The following is a 17,144-nucleotide window of genomic DNA, read 5'->3' as shown; positions in this document are numbered from 1 at the left end:
CGCCACTACCCAAAGCCATGACCCACATCACGTCCCGCAAGCACGCCCCGCGCGTTTCCCTGCTCGCCACCGCCACCCTGGCCGCAGGCTTCGCGCCGCTGGCCGCGCAGGCTGCCGACAGCGCTGATGCCGCATCCAGCAAGGCCACCGACCTGGACAAGGTGCAGGTGCGCGGCAGCTGGTTCAATCCGTCCTCGCCGAAGTTCACCGCCGAACTGCTGGACACCCCCAAGTCAGTGTCGATCGTGTCGGAGAAGCTGATCGCCGAAACCGGTGCGACCAACCTGCAGGATGCGCTGCGCATGGTGCCGGGCATCACCTTCGGTGCCGGCGAAGGCGGCAACCCGACCGGCGACCGCCCCTTCATCCGTGGCTTCGATTCGCAGAGCAACGTCTTCGTCGACGGCCTGCGCGACGTCGGCTCGCAGACCCGCGAGATCTTCGACCTGGAGCAGGTGGAAGTGGTCAAGGGCCCGAGCTCGGCCTACGGTGGCCGTGATTCCGGTGGTGGCAGCCTGAACCTGGTGAGCAAAACGCCGAAGCTGAAGAACGAGACCAGCGCCAGCATGGGCATCGGTACCGACAGCTACGCACGCGGCACCGTGGACGCCAACTACGTGCTGGGCGACGGCATCGCCGCGCGCCTGAACCTGATGAAGCACGAATCGGACATCGCTGGCCGCGACGCCGCCAATGTCAGCCGCTGGGGCATCGCACCGTCGATCGCGTTCGGCCTGAACGGCCCGGCGCAGCTGATCGCCAGCCACTACCACATGCAGAGCGATGACCTGCCGGACGCGGGTGGCTTCCCGTATGGCAACCCGAACGGGGCGCCGGCCTCGAAGTGGGTCGACGGCCGCCCGATGGTGCCGGACCGCAACAACTACTACGGCCTGGTCGACCGTGACTTCCAGCGCACCCGCGCCGACATCAGCACGCTGGATGCCAGCTACGATTTCGGCGGCCACAAGCTGCGCAACATCGCGCGCCTGGGCAACACCAGCAACGATTACCTGTGGACCCAGCCGGACGACAGCCAGGGCAACCCGAACAACTACGGCACCCTGTGGCGCCGTACCAACGCCCGCGCCGTCGACGTCAAGAGCTTCGCCGACCAGCTGGGCCTGACCGGTGCCTTCCAGACCGGCGCGCTCAAGCACAGCTACAGCGCTGGCGTCGAATACAGCGACGAGAAGATGACCCGCGGCAGCTACCTGATGACGCCGGGCACCAGCAACCCGCTCACCGGCAACAGCAAGTGCCCGACCACCGGCGCGGCCACCGGTTACAACTGCACCGATTTCGCCCATCCGGATCCGCGCGATCCGTGGGCGGCCACGCATTCGGTGTACCGCAGCGACAAGGCACTGGACGTCGAGCAGCGCACCAGGACCACCTCCGCCTACGTGTTCGACACCATCGAGCTCAATGAGCAGTGGATGATCAACCTCGGCCTGCGCTACGACGACTTCCGCACCACCCTGACCACTCCGGTGGCGGGCAAGGCACCGACCCGCGTGCGCAACAGCAACGACTTCCTGAACTACCAGGCCGGTGTGGTGTTCAAGCCGGCCGCCAACGGCAGCATCTACCTGTCGTGGGGCACCTCCTCGACCCCGCCCGGCATGGACGGTGGTGACGGTTCGGACGGCCTGAGCGCCGCCGTGGCCGACCTCAAGCCGCAGGACACGAAGAACCTCGAACTGGGCACCAAGTGGGACCTGTTCGACCAGCGCCTGAACCTGACCGCAGCGATCTTCCACACCGTGATGAACAACGCACGCGTGACGGTCGACAACGGCACCAGCCAGAACGCCGGCAAGAAGGAAATCAACGGCTTCGAACTGGGCTTCACCGGCCAGCTGACCGACGCCTGGAGCCTATACGGCGGCTACACCTACCTGGACTCGGAACTGAAGGACAACGGTTTCGTCTGTGGCGCACCGGTGGGCCGCACCTGCCCGTCCAACGTGTACGTGCCGTCGCCTTACAACGGCAACGTGTTCCCGAACACTGCCAAGCACAGCGCCAACCTGTGGACCACCTACCGCTTCCCGATCGGCCTGACCATCGGCGCCGGCGCGTTCTACTCGGACAAGCAGTACGGTGATGTCGCCAACACCAAGTGGATCCCGAGCTACACCCGCTTCGACGCGATGGCCAGCTACGCGATCCAGGACAACATCAGCCTGCAGCTCAACGTGCAGAACCTGACCGACAAGACCTACTTCACCAAGGCCTATGCCTCGCACTACGCGAGCATCGCCCCGGGTCGCTCGGCCACCCTGGCACTGAACGTCAAGTTCTGATGTAACGGCGCTCCACCACGGCGGCAGGGGCTCCTGCCGCCGTTTTTGTTTCCGGCGATACTCACCCCATGGTTACCCGCACTCCCATCGACAGCGACGCCCTGGCCGAGCTGCTGCAGCACGATCCGCAGGCCGCGTTCGCACGCGTGCGCGACGCCGCGCAGGCCGGACAGGTCGAGGCACAACTGCTGCTCGCGCAGATGCTCATGGAAGGCAAAGGCACCGCACAGGACGCCTCGGCCGCGCTGCTCTGGTACGAAACCGCCGCCAACAACGGCGCGCCGATGGCGATGAACATGCTCGGCCGCTGCCATGAGCTGGGCCAGGGCACCACGGCCAACCCGGCACTGGCGGCGGTGTGGTACCGGCGTGCGGCCGACACCGGGCTGGACTGGGGCCTGTACAACCTGGCCAACCTGCTGGCCACCGGCCGCGGCGTGACCCAGGACCGCGCGCAGGCACTGGCCCTGTACACCCGTGCCGCGCACCTGGGCCATGCCAAATCGATGAACCTGCTGGCCCGCCACCTCGAGGACGGGCTGGATACCGCACCCGATCCGCAGGCGGCGCTGGCCTGGTACCAGCGCGCGGCCGAGGCCGGTGATTTCCGCGGCCAGGCCAACTATGCCTCGATCCTGCTGCAGGCCGGCCAGGTCGAGCAGGCGGTGCACTGGCTGCAGCTTGCACTGGCGCACGGCAGCCCGGCGTTCATGGCGCACATCGTGCCGGAGCTGGCCGCATCGCCGCATCCCCAGGTGCGCGCCCTGGTCGCGCCACCGTCGCTCTGAGGAGTTCCGCATGCTGCTGCACATCCCCGATATTCTCAGCGCCGACCAGGTGGCCGGCTTCCGGCGCCGCCTCGACGACGCCGACTGGACCGATGGCCGCGAGACCGTCGGCCATCTGGGCGCACAGGCCAAGCACAACCAGCAGCTGCCCGAGGCTTCCCCGCTGCGCCGCGAACTGGGCGAGATCATCCTCGTCGCGCTGGCCCGGCACCCGCTGTTCTTCAGCGCCGCGCTGCCGCTGAAGTACCTGCCGCCGCGCTTCAACCGCTACAGTGGTGGCGGCGCCTATGGCTACCACGTCGATGGTGCGGTGATGAACCTGGCCAATGGCGAGCAGCTGCGCTCGGACATCTCCTGCACCCTGTTCCTGTCCGCGCCCGAGGAGTACGAAGGCGGCGAGCTGATCATCAGCGACACCTACGGCGAGCACGAAGTGAAGCTGCCGGCCGGCGACCTGGTCGTGTACCCGTCAAGCAGCCTGCACCAGGTGCGGCCGGTTACCCGTGGCGCACGCGTGGCTTCTTTCTTCTGGGTGCAGAGCATGATCCGCGACGACGTGCAGCGCCGCCTGTTGTGGGAAATGGATGGCTCGATCGAGCGCCTGCGGCAGACCGGCGGCGACGCCGAGGCGATCCTGCAGCTGACCGGCGTGTACCACAACCTTTTGCGGCGCTGGAGCGAAGTCTGAGCCTTGCCGGGCCGGCCTGCGATATTTTGGCAATCATTCTCATTTGCAACAGCTAACGGCTCTCATTACAATCACGCCCCGTTGATGCCGGCCGCTGCCGGCAGACCCCTGGGGACCCCTGCTTGCTGCGTCCGCTTCGCCCTCGCCCACTCATCCATCGCAAGATGGGCACCGCCATGCGCGGCCAGCGTCCGGCGCTGGCCAGCCTGCTGGCATGGGTGGCGATGCTGGCGTTGCTGCTGGGCACCCTGCCACTGCTGCCACAGGCCCAGGCCGGAATGGCCATGCAGATGCCGCTGGAAGAGCGCGGTGGCGAAAGCCCCCTGCAGGAAGAGGCGCCGGCCAAGCTGCGCCGCTGTGCCGCCACCCCGGTGAAAGCGGCCGAGCAGCCACACCCGCCGTTGCTGCTGGCCAGCCACTGGCTGCGCACTGAACTCGAACTCGTACCCGCCACGCCGGCCATGCCCGGCGTGCGCCCGGACTGGCCGCTGGCCGCTCCGGACACGCCCTGGGCCGATGCGCCCGGGCGCCGCCAGCAACGCGGCCAGGCGCCGCCGCTCGCCTGATCCACGGCCTGGCGTGACCGCCTGCGCGGTCGCGCCTGCACGCCACTGTCTGCTTCATCCCTGCCGCCCCTGACCGGGCCTTCCGTGCCTGCCGCGCCCTTCGCGCACGGCATCGCGCCACCCTGCATCCTTCGAGGTAACTGCCATGGCCCAGCGCCATCGTGTCCGTTCGTCCCTGTCCCGTACCCTGCTGACCAGCGCCGTGCTGGCGGCTTTCGCCAGCCCCGCCTTCGCCCACGGTGACGCCGCCGGCGCACCGCAGACGCTGGACAAGGTGGTGGTCACTGCCTCCGGCTTCGAACAGAAGGTGATCGATGCCCCGGCCAGCATCAGCGTGGTCAGCCGCGAGGAACTGAGCAAGCGCCCGTATACCAGCCTGGTCGATGCGCTGCGCGACGTCGAAGGCATCGACGTGGGCCTGGAAGCGACCGACAAGAACGGCCGCGCCACCGTGTCGATGCGCGGCCTGCCGTCCGAGTACACCCTGGTGCTGATCGACGGCCGTCGCCAGAGCAATGTCGGCCAGATCTACCCGAACAACTTCGGTGGCGGCCAGTTCGCCTACCTGCCGCCACTGGAGGCGATCGAACGCATCGAAGTCGTGCGCGGGCCGATGTCCACGCTGTACGGCTCGGACGCGATGGGCGGCGTCATCAACATCATCACCCGCCGCAACCAGGACAGCTGGCACGGCTCGGTGACCCAAGGCTTCACCGTGCAGCAGGACGACCAGTTCGGCGATGCGCGCACCACCGACCTCTACCTCAGCGGCCCACTGCTGAAGGATCGCCTCAGCCTGGCGGTACGCGGCAGCTACTACGATGCCAAGGCCTCGAACCCGGAATGGGATGCACTGACCCTTCCCGACGGTACGCCGTGGGAGCGCAGCATCGGCTTCGGCGGTGGCGGCAAGTCGGTCGCCAACACCAACTGGAATACCGGGGTGCGCCTGGACTTCCGCATCAACGACGATCACGAACTGTGGCTGGACTACGACGTGTCGCGGCAGAAATACGACAACAGCGAAGGCCAGACCGGCACCCTCGACAGCCTGGCCAGCCTGTGGCGCGTCGGCAATGCGGTGATCCCCAACCCGAACGGCAGCGGCACCGTCACCCGCCGTGTGGTGCAGCCGCGCGTGGGCTACACCGCCTACCAGCGCTACGAGCGCGATCAGCTATCGTTGACCCACCAGGGCCGCTACAGCTTCGGCACCTGGCAGACTTCGCTGACCCACAGCAAGAGCAGCAATCTCGGCCGTTCTCTGCCGCTGACCCTGGACGAGCGTGCCAACCTGCAGGCGCTGTGGAATGACGTCTGCCGTCGCACCGGCGCTTCCAACAACTGCGCGGCCGGCCGTGGCAATGCGCTGGCCGCACTCCATCCCAGCGAGATGGCGCGCCTGCAGGCGTTCCTGCCGCGCCCGCTGCGCACCATGGAGCTGGAAGGCTACCTGCTCGACACGATGCTCGACCTGGACTTCGGCGCACACAAGCTGACCGTGGGTGGCCAGTACAACAACACTGACATGGTCGATGGCGTGTTCGGCATGGATGGCGCTGGCTACCGCAGCAACACCAGGCAGAAGCACCGCATGTGGGCGCTGTTCGCCGAGGACAACTGGGCGCTGACCGACACCCTCACCGCCACCTTCGGCCTGCGCTACGACGACCACAACGTGTTCGGCAGCCACGTCAGTCCGCGTGGCTACCTGGTGTGGAACGCCAGCGATGCGTGGACCTTCAAGGGCGGCGTCAGCACCGGCTACAAGACCCCGCGACCGGACCAGCTGTTCCCGGGCATCACCGGCTTCGGTGGTCAGGGCGTGCTGCCATTGGTCGGTTCGCCGAACCTCAAGCCTGAAACCAGCACCAACTACGAGCTGGCCGCCTACTACGAGGGCCAGCGCTGGGGCTTCAACGTCACCGGCTTCTTCAACACGTTCGAAGACAAGATCGCCAGCGGCGGCACCTTCCCCAACTGCGAAGTGGCGCGCGCCGGCAGCGGCTACTGCGTGGACATCGGCCCGGGTTGGGCGGCACTGGGCTACAGCACCTTCACCCAGAGCGTGAACATCGACAAGGCCGAGACCCGCGGTGCCGAACTGGCCGCGCATGTCGACCTGCTCGACACTCTGCAGCTGCGCGGCAACTACACCTGGACGAAGAGTGAGCAGACCAGTGGCGCACAGAAGGGGTTGCCGATCAGCGGCACCATGCCGGCAAGACACATGGCCAACGCCAGCCTCAACTGGCAGATCAACGAAGCGGTCAGCCTGTCGCTGATCGGTGAGGGCCGCTACGACCGCTACCGCGACACGCTGCTGGATGCCAACGGCGCCAGCAACACCCGCTACTACGAGGACTACACGATCTTCCATCTCGGTGGCAGCTGGAAGGCCACGCCCTGGCTGACGGTGAACGCGCGGGTCAACAACCTGCTCGACAAGGATTTCGTCTCGCAGTCGTGCCTGTTGATCAGCCAGAGCGAATTCAACTGCGTGGACGACTATGCGACCAAGGACCAGCGGCGCAGCTACTGGATTTCGCTGAACGCGAAGTTCTGATCGCCGCGCCCTGCTCCTGCTCCACGCATGGCGTGGATCTACCGATCGGTAGTGCCGGCCGCTGGCCGGCACCCCGGAATGCCTGCTCCGGGATACAGAACGACACGCAATTGCGAGCTATTCTCATCAATGATGTAATGGGCAGTCCCCGTCCGCTTCGAACCGTGCCGTGAGCCGTCCTGCCTCTTCCACCGTGCAGCAGCAACAGAACCGTGGCTTCTGGCTGCGGACGCTGCACCAGTGGCACTGGATCAGCTCGGCGGTGTGCCTGATCGGCATGCTGCTGTTCGCGGTGACCGGCCTGACTCTTAACCATGCCGCGAAGATCGAGGCCAAGCCCGAGGTGCAGAACCAGCATGTGGAACTGCCGGCCGCGCTGCTGGGCCAGCTGGGCACGCGCGAGGACGGCAACGCGCCGATTCCGCGCCCGGCCCGGCAATGGCTGGACACGCAGCTGGGCATCGCCATCGGTGGGCGCCCGGCCGAGTGGTCGGCCGAGGAGATCTACCTGTCGCTGCCGCGCCCCGGTGGCGACGCCTGGCTGAGCATCGACCGCGAAACCGGCGCGGTGGAGTACGAATCGACCTCGCGCGGCGTGGTCTCCTACCTCAATGACCTGCACAAGGGCCGCAACGCAGGCCCGGCGTGGGGATGGTTCCTGGACCTGTTCGCCGTGGCCTGCCTGGTGTTCTGCATCACCGGCCTGTTCCTGCTGCACCTGCATGCGCGGCAACGGCGCATGACCTGGCCGCTGGTCGGCCTCGGCCTGATGATCCCGCTGTTGATCGCCCTGCTGCTGATCCACTGACTTCCACCGTGAATTCCATCCGTTCCTCCGGAGCCGCCCCATGCGCGTCACCCTGACCATCGCCCTCAGCGGCCTGCTGGCCACCTCGCCGGCCTATGCCACCACCCTCGACATCAACGTCGAAGTGCCCAGGCTCAACGTGGCCGAGTACCACCGCCCGTATGTGGCGGTGTGGCTGGAAGGCGCCGACCAGAAGGTCGCGGCCAACCTGTCGGTCTGGTACCAGCAGACCAGCAACAGCGAGGGCCACGGCACCAAGTGGCTGCCCGACCTGCGCCAGTGGTGGCGCAAGAGTGGCCGTACCCTGCAGGTGCCGGTGGACGGCGTGACCGGCCCGACCCGCCCGGCCGGCAGGCACGCACTGTCGTTCAGCGACAGGCAGCCGGCACTGAAGCAGCTGGCCCCGGGCAACTACGCCCTGGTGGTGGAGGCGGTGCGCGAAGTCGGCGGCCGCGAACTGCTGAAGATCCCCTTCACCTGGCCGGCCACCGCCGCGCAGAACGGCAAGGCGCAGGGCGCCACCGAACTGGGTCAGGTCACCCTGTCCGTCAAACCGTAATTGTCTGAGCCGGGGTCGGATCCCTTCCACAGGAAGGGCTCTGACCCCATCGCCACATCCCCGGGATCAGAGCCCTTTCCGTTGGAAAGGGATCCGACCCCTTCCAACTGGAGTCTTCCGCATGAAGCGCACGCTCGTCCTCGCCGCCGCCCTGGCCGCTGCCCTTCCCTTCTCCGCCCTGGCCCACAAGGCCTGGCTGCTGCCCTCGCAGACCGTGATCGCCGGCAACGCACCGTGGATCACCGTCGACGGTGCGGTCTCCAACGACCTGTTCTACTTCAACCACGTGCCGCTGCGACTGGAATCGCTGGTGATCACCGCGCCGGACGGCAGCACCGTGCTGCCGCAGAACGCGACCACCGGCAAGTACCGCAGCGTGTTCGACATCGAACTGAAGCAGGCGGGCACCTACCGCATCGCCTCGGTCAATGACGGCCTGTTCGCCACCTACGAGCAGAACGGCGAGCGCAAGCGCTGGCGCGGCAGCGTGGCGACTCTTGGCGAACTGCCCAAGGACGCGAAGAAGCTGGAACTGAGCCAGTCGGTGGGCCGCGTGGAGACCTTCGTCACCAACGGTGCACCGAACGATACCGCCCTGAAGCCGACCAACCGGGGTATCGAGCTGGTCGCTGTTGGCCACCCGAACGACCTGTTCGCCGGCGAGGAAGCCACCTTCCGCGTGCTGGTCGATGGCAAGCCGACCGCTGGCCTGGAGTTCGAGATCGTGCGGGGCGCCACCCGCTACCGCAACGCACAGGACGAACTGAAGCTCACCAGCGACGCCAGGGGCGAGATCAAGGTGACCTGGCCGGAAGCCGGCATGTACTGGCTGGAAACCGGCACCGAAGACAACAAGACCTCGGTGAAGCAGGCCGCCAAGCGCCGCCTGAGCTACGTCGCCACGCTGGAAGTGCTGCCGCAGTGATGTGGACCACGATGCCGGGCACACCCCGGCATCGCCGCCACGACGCATCACCATGACTGATCCCCAGCTCGACATCGCCCACCTCGGCGGCACCACCATGGGCACCACCTGGAGCGTGTCGCTGGTCGCGCCGCGCCAGCGCGACCTGCACCCACTGCATGCCGGCATCCAGGCGCGGCTGGATGCGGTGGTGGCGCAGATGAGCACCTGGGAGCCCGGCTCGAACCTGAGTCGCTACAACCGCGCCAACGCGGGCCAATGGTGCGTGCTGCCGGCCGAGACCCGCCACGTTCTGGCCTGCGCACAGGCCATCGCTGCCGCCAGTGGCGGCGCCTTTGATCCCACCATCGGTCCGCTGGTTGCGCTGTGGGGCTTCGGTGCACACGCCGGCGAACGCCGCCCGCCCGACGACGCTACCCTGCAGGCCACGCGCGAGCGCTGCGGTTGGCAGCGCCTGCAATGGCGCGGCGATGCGCTGCAGCAGCCGGGCGGACTGCAACTGGATCTCTCTGCGATCGCCAAGGGCTTCGGCGTCGATCACGTGGCTGCCTGGCTGCGTGGTCAAGGCATTGCGGCAGCGCTGATCGAAGTCGGCGGCGAGCTGGCCGGCTACGGCCGCAAACCGGATGGCCAGCCGTGGCGCGTGCTGGTGGAGTCCGCACCGGAAGAAGATGCGCGGACCGACACCCCGCCTCGCGTGCTGGCACTGGATGGCCGGGCGGTGGCCACCTCCGGCGATCGCTGGCACCAGTACCACGCCGATGGCGAGGCTTACAGCCACAGCCTCGATCCGGGTACTGGCAGGCCGGTGCGCCAGGTCGCTGCGGCAGTCACGGTGGTGGCCGGCGATGCGATGCACGCCGATGCCTGGGCAACCGCGCTGACCGTACTCGGTCGCGACCAGGGCATGGCGCTGGCCGAGCGCGAAGGCCTGGCGGCGCGCTACCTGCAGCGCGCTGCAGGCGGCCCACAGGAGTTCCTCAGCAGCGCCTTCCAGCGTCTTCTTGACGAGCAGGGCGCATGAGCGGACGCCGGTCGCGCGCGTGGCTCGGCAACACCCTGGCCCTGCTCCTGTTGGCGCTGATCGGCGGGGCGTTGCTGCGCCTGCATCTCGGTGAGGCATGGTGGCAGGGCGCGCCACCGATTCGACACTCGCAGATCGCGGCACTCGCCACGGCCTTGTATGCGCTGGCCTGCGCTGTACTGTGGTGGAGTGGGCGCGCGCGCGACGATGTCGCAACCGGAGACACCGCGCCCCTCCTGCTGGTCTGGTCCAGCCAGACCGGCTTTGCCCGCGAGCTGGCCGAACGCAGTGGCGAGGCATTGCGTGGTGCCGGCGTGCCGGTGCGCGTGCGCGGTCTGCATGAGGTCGACGCCGCCTTGCTGGCCGGCAGCCAGCGTGCATTGTTCATCGCCAGCACCACCGGTGAGGGCGATCCGCCTGACCACGCGCTGCCGTTCCTGCGCGATGTCATGGTCTCGCCGCCTTCACTGCAGCACCTGCACTACGGCGTGCTCGCGCTGGGCGACCGCAGCTACGGCCACTTCTGCGGATTCGGCCACCAGCTTGACCAATGGCTGCGGCAGCACGGCGCGCATGCGCTGTTCGATGTGATCGAGGTCGACAACGCCGATCCGGCAGCGCTGCGTCATTGGCAACAGCTGCTGGGACAACTCGGTGGTGGCGCCAGTGAACTGCCCGACTGGAGCCCGGCCGAATACCAGCCGTGGACGCTGCTGCAGCGCGAACATCTGAACCCGGGCAGCTCCGGCGGTCCAGTGTACTGGTTGCGCCTGCGGCCACCGGCCGGCGCAGATGTGCAGTGGCAGGCCGGCGACATCGCCGAGATCGGCCCGCAGCATGCGTCGCACACCGTGCGTGCCTGGCTGGACGCACAGCGCTTCGATGCGGACAGGGTGCTGGATGACGGGCAGACGTTGCTGGCACGCGTCGCGCACTCGCACCTGCCTTCATTGGTCCCCCCGGGCGATCTGCCCGCGCTGCTGGCGACCCTGCAGCCGCTGCCGCATCGCGAGTACTCCATCGCCTCGGTGATGGCCGACGGCGCGGTGGAGCTGCTGCTGCGTCGCCAGCTACGCGCCGATGGAACACCCGGCATCGGCAGCGGCTGGCTGTGCGACCACGCCGCACTTGGCGAACCGGTGCAACTGCGCCTGCGCCGCAACGACAATTTCCATGGCGTCGCCGCCGAGGTACCGCTGCTGCTGATCGGCAACGGCACCGGCATCGCCGGCCTGCGCGCACACCTGCACGAACGCGTACGCAGTGGCGCGCGCCGTACCTGGCTGCTGTTCGGCGAGCGCACCGCCGCGCATGACTTCCATTTCGGCGAAGAGCTGCAGGCGATGCTGGCCGACGGCACGCTGGCGCGGCTGGATGCTGTGTTCAGCCGCGATGGCGGTGTGCATCGCTATGTGCAGGACCGCCTGCTGGCCGAAGCAGCAACACTGCGGCAGTGGGTGGATGAAGGCGCGACGATCCTGGTCTGTGGCAGCCTGCAGGGCATGGCCCCGGCGGTGGATGCGGTGATCGAGCAGGTGCTGGGGACTGCGGACAAGGAAGCGCTACTGCTGGCCGGTCGTTACCGGCGCGATGTGTATTGAGGTTGCCCCATCCACGCATGGCGTGGATCTACTGAACCGCGTGTCCAGGCAGGGTGGCAACCGCAGTGCAAGTAGATCCACGCCATGCGTGGATGGTACCCACCGGCGCCCAGGAATCATCCCGCCGCACTCACCCTGATCGCCAACAACTCGCCCCCGCCCTGCAACGCATGCCTTTGCCGTTCACCGGCCGCCAACCACGCGGTATCGCCAGCGTGCATCGGCGGCAGACCGCTGTCAGCCCCAAATTCGGCATGACCGGCCAACAGGTAAAGCGCCCAGGCCACGCCTGGTTCGCAGAAGAAGAACATCGAGCCCACCAGCGGCCGATGCAGTAGTTCGGCCTGCAGCAGGTCGCGCTTCCACATCAGGTTGAAGTCGTGGGTGGTGCCGTCGACCAGTTCGCCGTGCAGCGTTTCCTCGCCCGCAAAGCGCACGCGCCCATGCGGCGGCAGGACTTCGGCCACGCGGCCATCCTCGAAGCGCAGGCGCACGCCATTGCCCTGCAGCAGCACCAGCTCACGCTCCACACCGGGAAACGCGGAGAACGCCGCGTCCTGCTCGATCTCGGCCACCGACAGGCGCAGCGCCCAGTCGTCGCCCTGCGCGGGCAGGCGCAGGATCTCGCGGGTCCAGCCCAGGCCGTTGCGCCAGCGTTCGCGGCGGTAGTCCAGGCGTGAGATGACCTGGCTCGGAGTGTGCAGCAGGGAGTCGACGTTCATCGGCGCATTGCATCACGCCGCGCGCCATCGTGCATCACCGCGTGGCGAGCGTGCCCTGGCCGCCGCACCCGCCGGCCAGCAGCTGCGAGTGTTTCAACCAGTCCTGGTCGGGGTAATAGGCGAACACCATCGTGCCGCCACGCAACGCATCGATCAGTGGCTTGGCCACCGACAGGCGCACCGCCGGGCAGCCCAGGCTGCGGCCCAGCCGCCCCTGCAGCTGCGCGGTGGCCGGGTTCACATACGGCGCGCCGTGGATGACGATCGCGCGATCACGCGCGCGGTCATTGAAGCCCGGCTCCAGCCCGGCCAGGCGCAGCGAATAGCCGTTGCCGCCCATGTAGGTCTCCTGCGCGGTGAACGCGCCGAGGCTGGACATGAAACTGCCATCGCGGTTGGAGAAGTGCTCGGTGCGGTTCTCGCCGCTGTTGCGGCCATGCGCCACCCATTCCTCGAACAGCAGGCGCTGGTGGGCCAGGTCGAACACCCACAGGCGCGGCTCGGTGGACGGTCGCGAGTAATCGATAACGCTCAGTCGGTCACCGTTGATGCCAAGCTCCGGCCGCTGCAACGCACAGCGCATGGCGCGCGCCGCCAGCTGCAACACGTGGCGGTCGGCCTTGGGCGCACTGCGCGACAGCAAGGCAGCCAGATCTTCGGCACTGGTGGCGAGGGCGGGCGTCTGTGCCAGCGCCGGGGCGCTGGCCGAGGTCGCCAGCAGGCCGAACGCGGCCAGCCGGCACAGGCGGGATGCAGTCATGGGCACAACGAAGGGACTCAGTTGCCCTTGAGGGTGGACCCTGGCGGCTCGGATTCCAAGACCGGCTGCATTCCGGATTCAGCCGGGCTTGGGCGGACCGCCGGCAGCGAGGTGACCAGCAGGGTCGTGCCTGGCACCAGCACCCGGTACAGCTGGCGGGCGAACTCGGCCGGCAGCGCCATCGGCAGCGAGGGCGTGGCCAGCAGGTCCGGCGTGGCCTGGGCGCGGTCCTGGCCCAGCAACGGGTAGGCCGTCCACTGGTGCAGGCGCTGGTTCGCGTCCAGCGGGCTGGGCGTATCGCTGAAACCCTGCCCCATCACGAACAGGGTGGTGCCCTGGAAGGCCGGCAGCGCGTCGGCCTTCAGCGGCGACTCGCCGATCATCACGCCATCGCGCAGCACGTACAGGCGCTGGTCGTGCAGGCTGACCAGGATGCCGACCTGCCCGGCCGGCGCCGCGCTGTCGTTCCACCAGGCCTGTGCCGGCGCCCCACCCTCCGTCTCCGGCAGGGCCTGGCCGCGTGCATTGACCGGTGCCAGCACCGACGGATAGGCCAGGGTCATCGGCGAGCTCTTGGCATCGGCCACCACGACGGTATCGCCGCGCTGGGTTTCGCTGAACAGCTTCTGCGCGAAGGCCTGCGGCAGGCGCACGCAGCCGTGCGAGGCCGGATGCCCGGGCAGGCTGCCGCCATGCAGGGCGATGCCGTCCCAGGTCAGCCGCTGCATGTACGGCATCGGCGCGCTGTTGTAGAGGTTGGACTTGTGGTCCTTGTCCTTCTGCAGGATGGTGAACACACCGGTCGGTGTCTCGTGCCCGGCCTTGCCCGAGCTGATCGTGGTCAGGCCGATGGCAATACCGTTGCGGTAGACGTAGGCACGCTGCTCATCGAGGCTGACCACCAGCACGATCGGGCCGGTCGGCGAGATTTCCGGATGCCACAGGTATTCGCCCGGCTTCAGGTCGGTCGGCCCGCGCACTTCGGCGGTGCCGGCAGTGGCAGCTGCGGGCTTGGCAGCCGGTGCCGGCGCAGCGGCATGGGCCAGCAGCGGCAGGGCCAGTGCCAGTGCCAGGGCGAGCATCAGGGTGGTGGGGCGGTGCGGAAGCATCCAGCGGGGGTCCTTTCCATGCGGTGCAGCCACCGTACACCATAGGCCCGTGGTGGCCGCGGCAAAACCAGGCGCCGGAAATGAAACTGCCCGGCGACACAGCCATGTGTCGTACCGGGCAATCGTTACGTCCTTGTCGGCCTGCTGCCGCCCCCTCGCATCCTGCGCTGTGGGGGCAGCGTTGCATCCTGCACGCGGCCGCGTCTGTCCTGTTTGTATCTCAGCCCCTTCCACAGGTCTGTGATGCCACCATCCTGGTGATTGGTGCCGCATCCTGCGGCGGTCGGTGGTCACGGCCGTCCTGTCCGTGACCGCTGAACCAGCCTCCTGCCGGTTCCGACGATTCCTGCTGTCAGCGCCTGGGTACGGTCCGCACCGGTACCGATCCGGGTACCGGATCCGCCGGCAACAACCTGTTGCCTACGGTGATCCGCTGTCGATTCCGTTCGACGATCGCTTTCCCTATCCCCTTCACCTGCGCCAGGTCCTCGACGCGATGAAATGGGCCGTGTCTGCGCCGGTGCTCGACGATCGCCTCGGCCTTGGCGGCTCCGACCATCGTCAATCCCTGCTGCAGCGCCTGGGCATCGGCGCGGTTGATGTCGATCGGTTCGGCGGCATGCGCCCCAGCGATCCCCACTACCAGCACCAGTGCCCTCAACACGACACTCCAAGGCACGACGTGTATCTCCCTGTGATTCTGGCCGCCCCGACCGGCAATCCCGTCGGCAGGAACAGTGTCCGTCACCACATGTGCACAGCCTATCGGTTTCCCGGATTTCCGTAAGCCAGCCAAATACCCGACGTGATGTAGGAAAAACCCTACCCGTGGCACAGGCGTAGAATGGCCGGATCAGCCCATGCAACCGGAGTTTCAGATGGACAGCGCCAAGCTCGGCCAATTCGTCAATGACAAGTGGGACAGCGAAATCGTCCCGCAGTTGGTCGACTACATCCGCATTCCCAACAAGTCGCCGATGTTCGACGCCAATTGGGTGCAGAACGGCTATATGGAACAGGCGGTCACCCTGATGGAGAACTGGGCCAGGGCCCAGCAGCTGCCCGGCCTGAAGGTTGAAGTGGTGCGCCTGGAAGGCCGTACCCCGCTGATCTTCCTGGAAATTCCGGCTACCGGCGCCGAAACCGGCGACGACACCATCCTGCTCTACGGCCACCTGGACAAGCAGCCGGAAATGACCGGCTGGGACGACGACCTCGGCCCGTGGACGCCGGTCCTTCGCGGCGACAAGCTGTATGGCCGCGGCGGTGCGGACGACGGCTACGCCATCTTCGGCTCGCTGGCCGCGGTGCTGGCGCTGCAGGCCCAGGGCCTGCCGCACGCCCGCTGCGTGGTGCTGATCGAGGCCTGCGAAGAGTCCGGCAGCTACGACCTGCCGGCGTACGTCGACCACCTGGCCGAGCGCATCGGCAAGCCCTCGCTGGTGGTCTGCCTGGATTCGGGCTGCGCCAACTACGACCAGCTGTGGTGCACCACCTCGCTGCGCGGCCTGACCGGCGGCAACTTCACCGTGAAGGTGCTCAACGAAGGCGTGCATTCCGGCGATGCCTCCGGCGTTGTGCCGTCCAGCTTCCGCCTGCTGCGCCAGCTGCTGTCGCGCATCGAGGACCAGGACACCGGCCGCATCCTGATCGACGGCATGAACGTCGAAATCCCGGCCGAACGCCTGGAACAGGCCAAGCGCGCGGCCGAAGTGGTCGATACCGAGATCTTCGAGAAGTTCCCGATGGTCGACGGCCTGCGCCCGATGAACGAGGACCTGACCGAACTGGTGCTCAACCGCACCTGGCGCCCGGCCCTGTCGGTCACCGGCGTGGGCGGCATGCCGCCGCTGGAATCGGCCGGCAACGTGCTGCGCCCGCAGACCTCGGTGAAGCTGTCGCTGCGCCTGCCGCCGACCGCCGATGGCAAGGCCTGCGGCGAGCTGCTGAAGGAAGCGCTGCTGCGCGACCCACCGAACGGCGCGCAGGTCACCCTGGACCTGGAAAAGGCCTCCACTGGCTGGAACGCCCCGGCCATGGCGCCGTGGCTGACCCAGGCCATCGACGATGCCAGCCAGGCCTTCTTCGGCAAGCCGGCAATGTACATGGGCGAAGGCGGCTCGATCCCGTTCATGGGCATGCTCGGTGAGAAGTTCCCGGGTGCGCAGTTCATGATCACCGGCGTGCTCGGCCCGCACTCCAATGCGCACGGCCCGAACGAGTTCCTGCACATCCCGATGGGCAAGAAGGTCACCGCCTGCGTGTCCAAGGTGATCAGCGAGCACTACGCCGCCAGCCTGCGTGGCGAGACCAGCGGTTCGCCGGTGGCTGCCGACAGCGGCACCCGCCACGGCGACCACGGCTGCTGCTGATCCGGCACCGGTGACGGACGCAGCCTGGCCTTGCTAGGCTGCGTCCACACTCAAGCGGAATCCGCGCGCATGAATGGTCTGTTCGGCAGCAGCAGCTGGTTGTACATCCTGCTGGTCGGCTTCTTCGTCGGCCTGCTCGGGCGTTTCTTCATGCCCGGCAACAACCGCATGGGCTGCCTGCTGACCATCGTGCTGGGCATCCTCGGTGCACTGCTGGCCGGTTGGTTCGGCCAGTACATGGGCTGGTACGCCCCCGGCGAACCGGCCGGTTTCCTCGGTGCGGTAGTGGGCGCGGTGGCCGTGCTGGCCGTCCTGCGCCTGTTCAGCGGCCGCCGCTGACCCCGTCC

Annotated in this window: 16 protein-coding genes; 12 read left to right on the top strand and 4 right to left on the bottom strand. The window is 67.7% G+C overall.

The features are described from left to right. Positions 1-17 precede the first annotated feature (17 nt). From PEM_RS03445 to PEM_RS03400, 10 genes are all read left to right on the top strand, one after another. A complete protein-coding gene (locus PEM_RS03445; protein ID WP_111127822.1) occupies positions 18-2,309 on the top strand; it encodes a TonB-dependent receptor in 2,292 nt (763 codons plus the stop codon). A 68-nt stretch (positions 2,310-2,377) separates the two neighbouring features. Continuing rightward, a complete protein-coding gene (locus PEM_RS03440) occupies positions 2,378-3,097 on the top strand; it encodes a tetratricopeptide repeat protein (protein ID WP_111096446.1) in 720 nt (239 codons plus the stop codon). Between the two features lie 10 nt (positions 3,098-3,107). Then, the gene (locus PEM_RS03435; protein WP_053496849.1) at positions 3,108-3,785 is read left to right on the top strand and encodes a Fe2+-dependent dioxygenase; all 678 of its coding nucleotides are present in this window, start codon (positions 3,108-3,110) and stop codon (positions 3,783-3,785) included. Between the two features lie 164 nt (positions 3,786-3,949). After that, positions 3,950-4,351 (top strand): hypothetical protein, encoded by a 402-nt coding sequence (locus PEM_RS03430; protein ID WP_111127820.1) that lies wholly within the window; start codon positions 3,950-3,952, stop codon positions 4,349-4,351. Between the two features lie 145 nt (positions 4,352-4,496). Further along, the gene (locus PEM_RS03425; protein ID WP_111127818.1) at positions 4,497-6,917 is read left to right on the top strand and encodes a TonB-dependent receptor; all 2,421 of its coding nucleotides are present in this window, start codon (positions 4,497-4,499) and stop codon (positions 6,915-6,917) included. Between the two features lie 169 nt (positions 6,918-7,086). Next, positions 7,087-7,725, top strand: a complete 639-nt coding sequence (locus PEM_RS03420; RefSeq protein WP_111127817.1) for a PepSY-associated TM helix domain-containing protein — start codon at positions 7,087-7,089, stop codon at positions 7,723-7,725. A 40-nt stretch (positions 7,726-7,765) separates the two neighbouring features. Next, positions 7,766-8,284 carry a DUF2271 domain-containing protein gene (locus PEM_RS03415; RefSeq protein ID WP_111127815.1) on the top strand — a complete coding sequence of 173 codons (519 nt, stop codon included), beginning with the start codon at positions 7,766-7,768 and terminating at the stop codon, positions 8,282-8,284. Between the two features lie 121 nt (positions 8,285-8,405). After that, positions 8,406-9,209 carry a DUF4198 domain-containing protein gene (locus tag PEM_RS03410; protein ID WP_095376991.1) on the top strand — a complete coding sequence of 268 codons (804 nt, stop codon included), beginning with the start codon at positions 8,406-8,408 and terminating at the stop codon, positions 9,207-9,209. Between the two features lie 52 nt (positions 9,210-9,261). Further along, a complete protein-coding gene (locus tag PEM_RS03405) occupies positions 9,262-10,233 on the top strand; it encodes an FAD:protein FMN transferase (protein ID WP_111127895.1) in 972 nt (323 codons plus the stop codon). After that, positions 10,230-11,834, top strand: a complete 1,605-nt coding sequence (locus PEM_RS03400; protein WP_111127814.1) for a sulfite reductase subunit alpha — start codon at positions 10,230-10,232, stop codon at positions 11,832-11,834. The genes PEM_RS03405 and PEM_RS03400 overlap by 4 nt, the downstream gene beginning before the upstream one ends. A gap of 116 nt (positions 11,835-11,950) precedes the next feature. Here the strand turns inward: PEM_RS03400 and PEM_RS03395 are convergent, their stop codons facing one another. From PEM_RS03395 to PEM_RS03380, 4 genes are all read right to left on the bottom strand, one after another. Further along, positions 11,951-12,556 carry a HutD family protein gene (locus PEM_RS03395; protein WP_111127813.1) on the bottom strand — a complete coding sequence of 202 codons (606 nt, stop codon included), beginning with the start codon at positions 12,554-12,556 and terminating at the stop codon, positions 11,951-11,953. Positions 12,557-12,590: 34 nt separating this feature from the next. Then, positions 12,591-13,316 (bottom strand): murein L,D-transpeptidase catalytic domain family protein, encoded by a 726-nt coding sequence (locus tag PEM_RS03390; RefSeq protein WP_065185834.1) that lies wholly within the window; start codon positions 13,314-13,316, stop codon positions 12,591-12,593. Positions 13,317-13,333: 17 nt separating this feature from the next. After that, a complete protein-coding gene (locus PEM_RS03385; protein ID WP_111127811.1) occupies positions 13,334-14,425 on the bottom strand; it encodes a L,D-transpeptidase in 1,092 nt (363 codons plus the stop codon). A gap of 352 nt (positions 14,426-14,777) precedes the next feature. Further along, positions 14,778-15,104, bottom strand: a complete 327-nt coding sequence (locus tag PEM_RS03380; RefSeq protein WP_032953992.1) for a helix-hairpin-helix domain-containing protein — start codon at positions 15,102-15,104, stop codon at positions 14,778-14,780. 199 nt (positions 15,105-15,303) lie between these two features. On the opposite strand from PEM_RS03380, the gene PEM_RS03375 reads away from it, so the two are divergent. Continuing rightward, the gene (locus PEM_RS03375) at positions 15,304-16,797 is read left to right on the top strand and encodes a M20 family metallopeptidase (RefSeq protein WP_088496714.1); all 1,494 of its coding nucleotides are present in this window, start codon (positions 15,304-15,306) and stop codon (positions 16,795-16,797) included. Positions 16,798-16,866: 69 nt separating this feature from the next. After that, positions 16,867-17,136: a GlsB/YeaQ/YmgE family stress response membrane protein gene (locus PEM_RS03370; protein WP_005415577.1), complete on the top strand. Its 270-nt coding sequence runs from the start codon at positions 16,867-16,869 to the stop codon at positions 17,134-17,136. Positions 17,137-17,144 lie beyond the last annotated feature (8 nt).

It is taken from the genome of Stenotrophomonas sp. Pemsol (assembly GCF_003586545.1).
GTDB classification, from domain to species: Bacteria; Pseudomonadota; Gammaproteobacteria; order Xanthomonadales; family Xanthomonadaceae; genus Stenotrophomonas; species Stenotrophomonas sepilia.
Note: the sequence above shows the minus strand (reverse complement) of the source record. Positions and strands in the feature narration are given on the sequence as shown.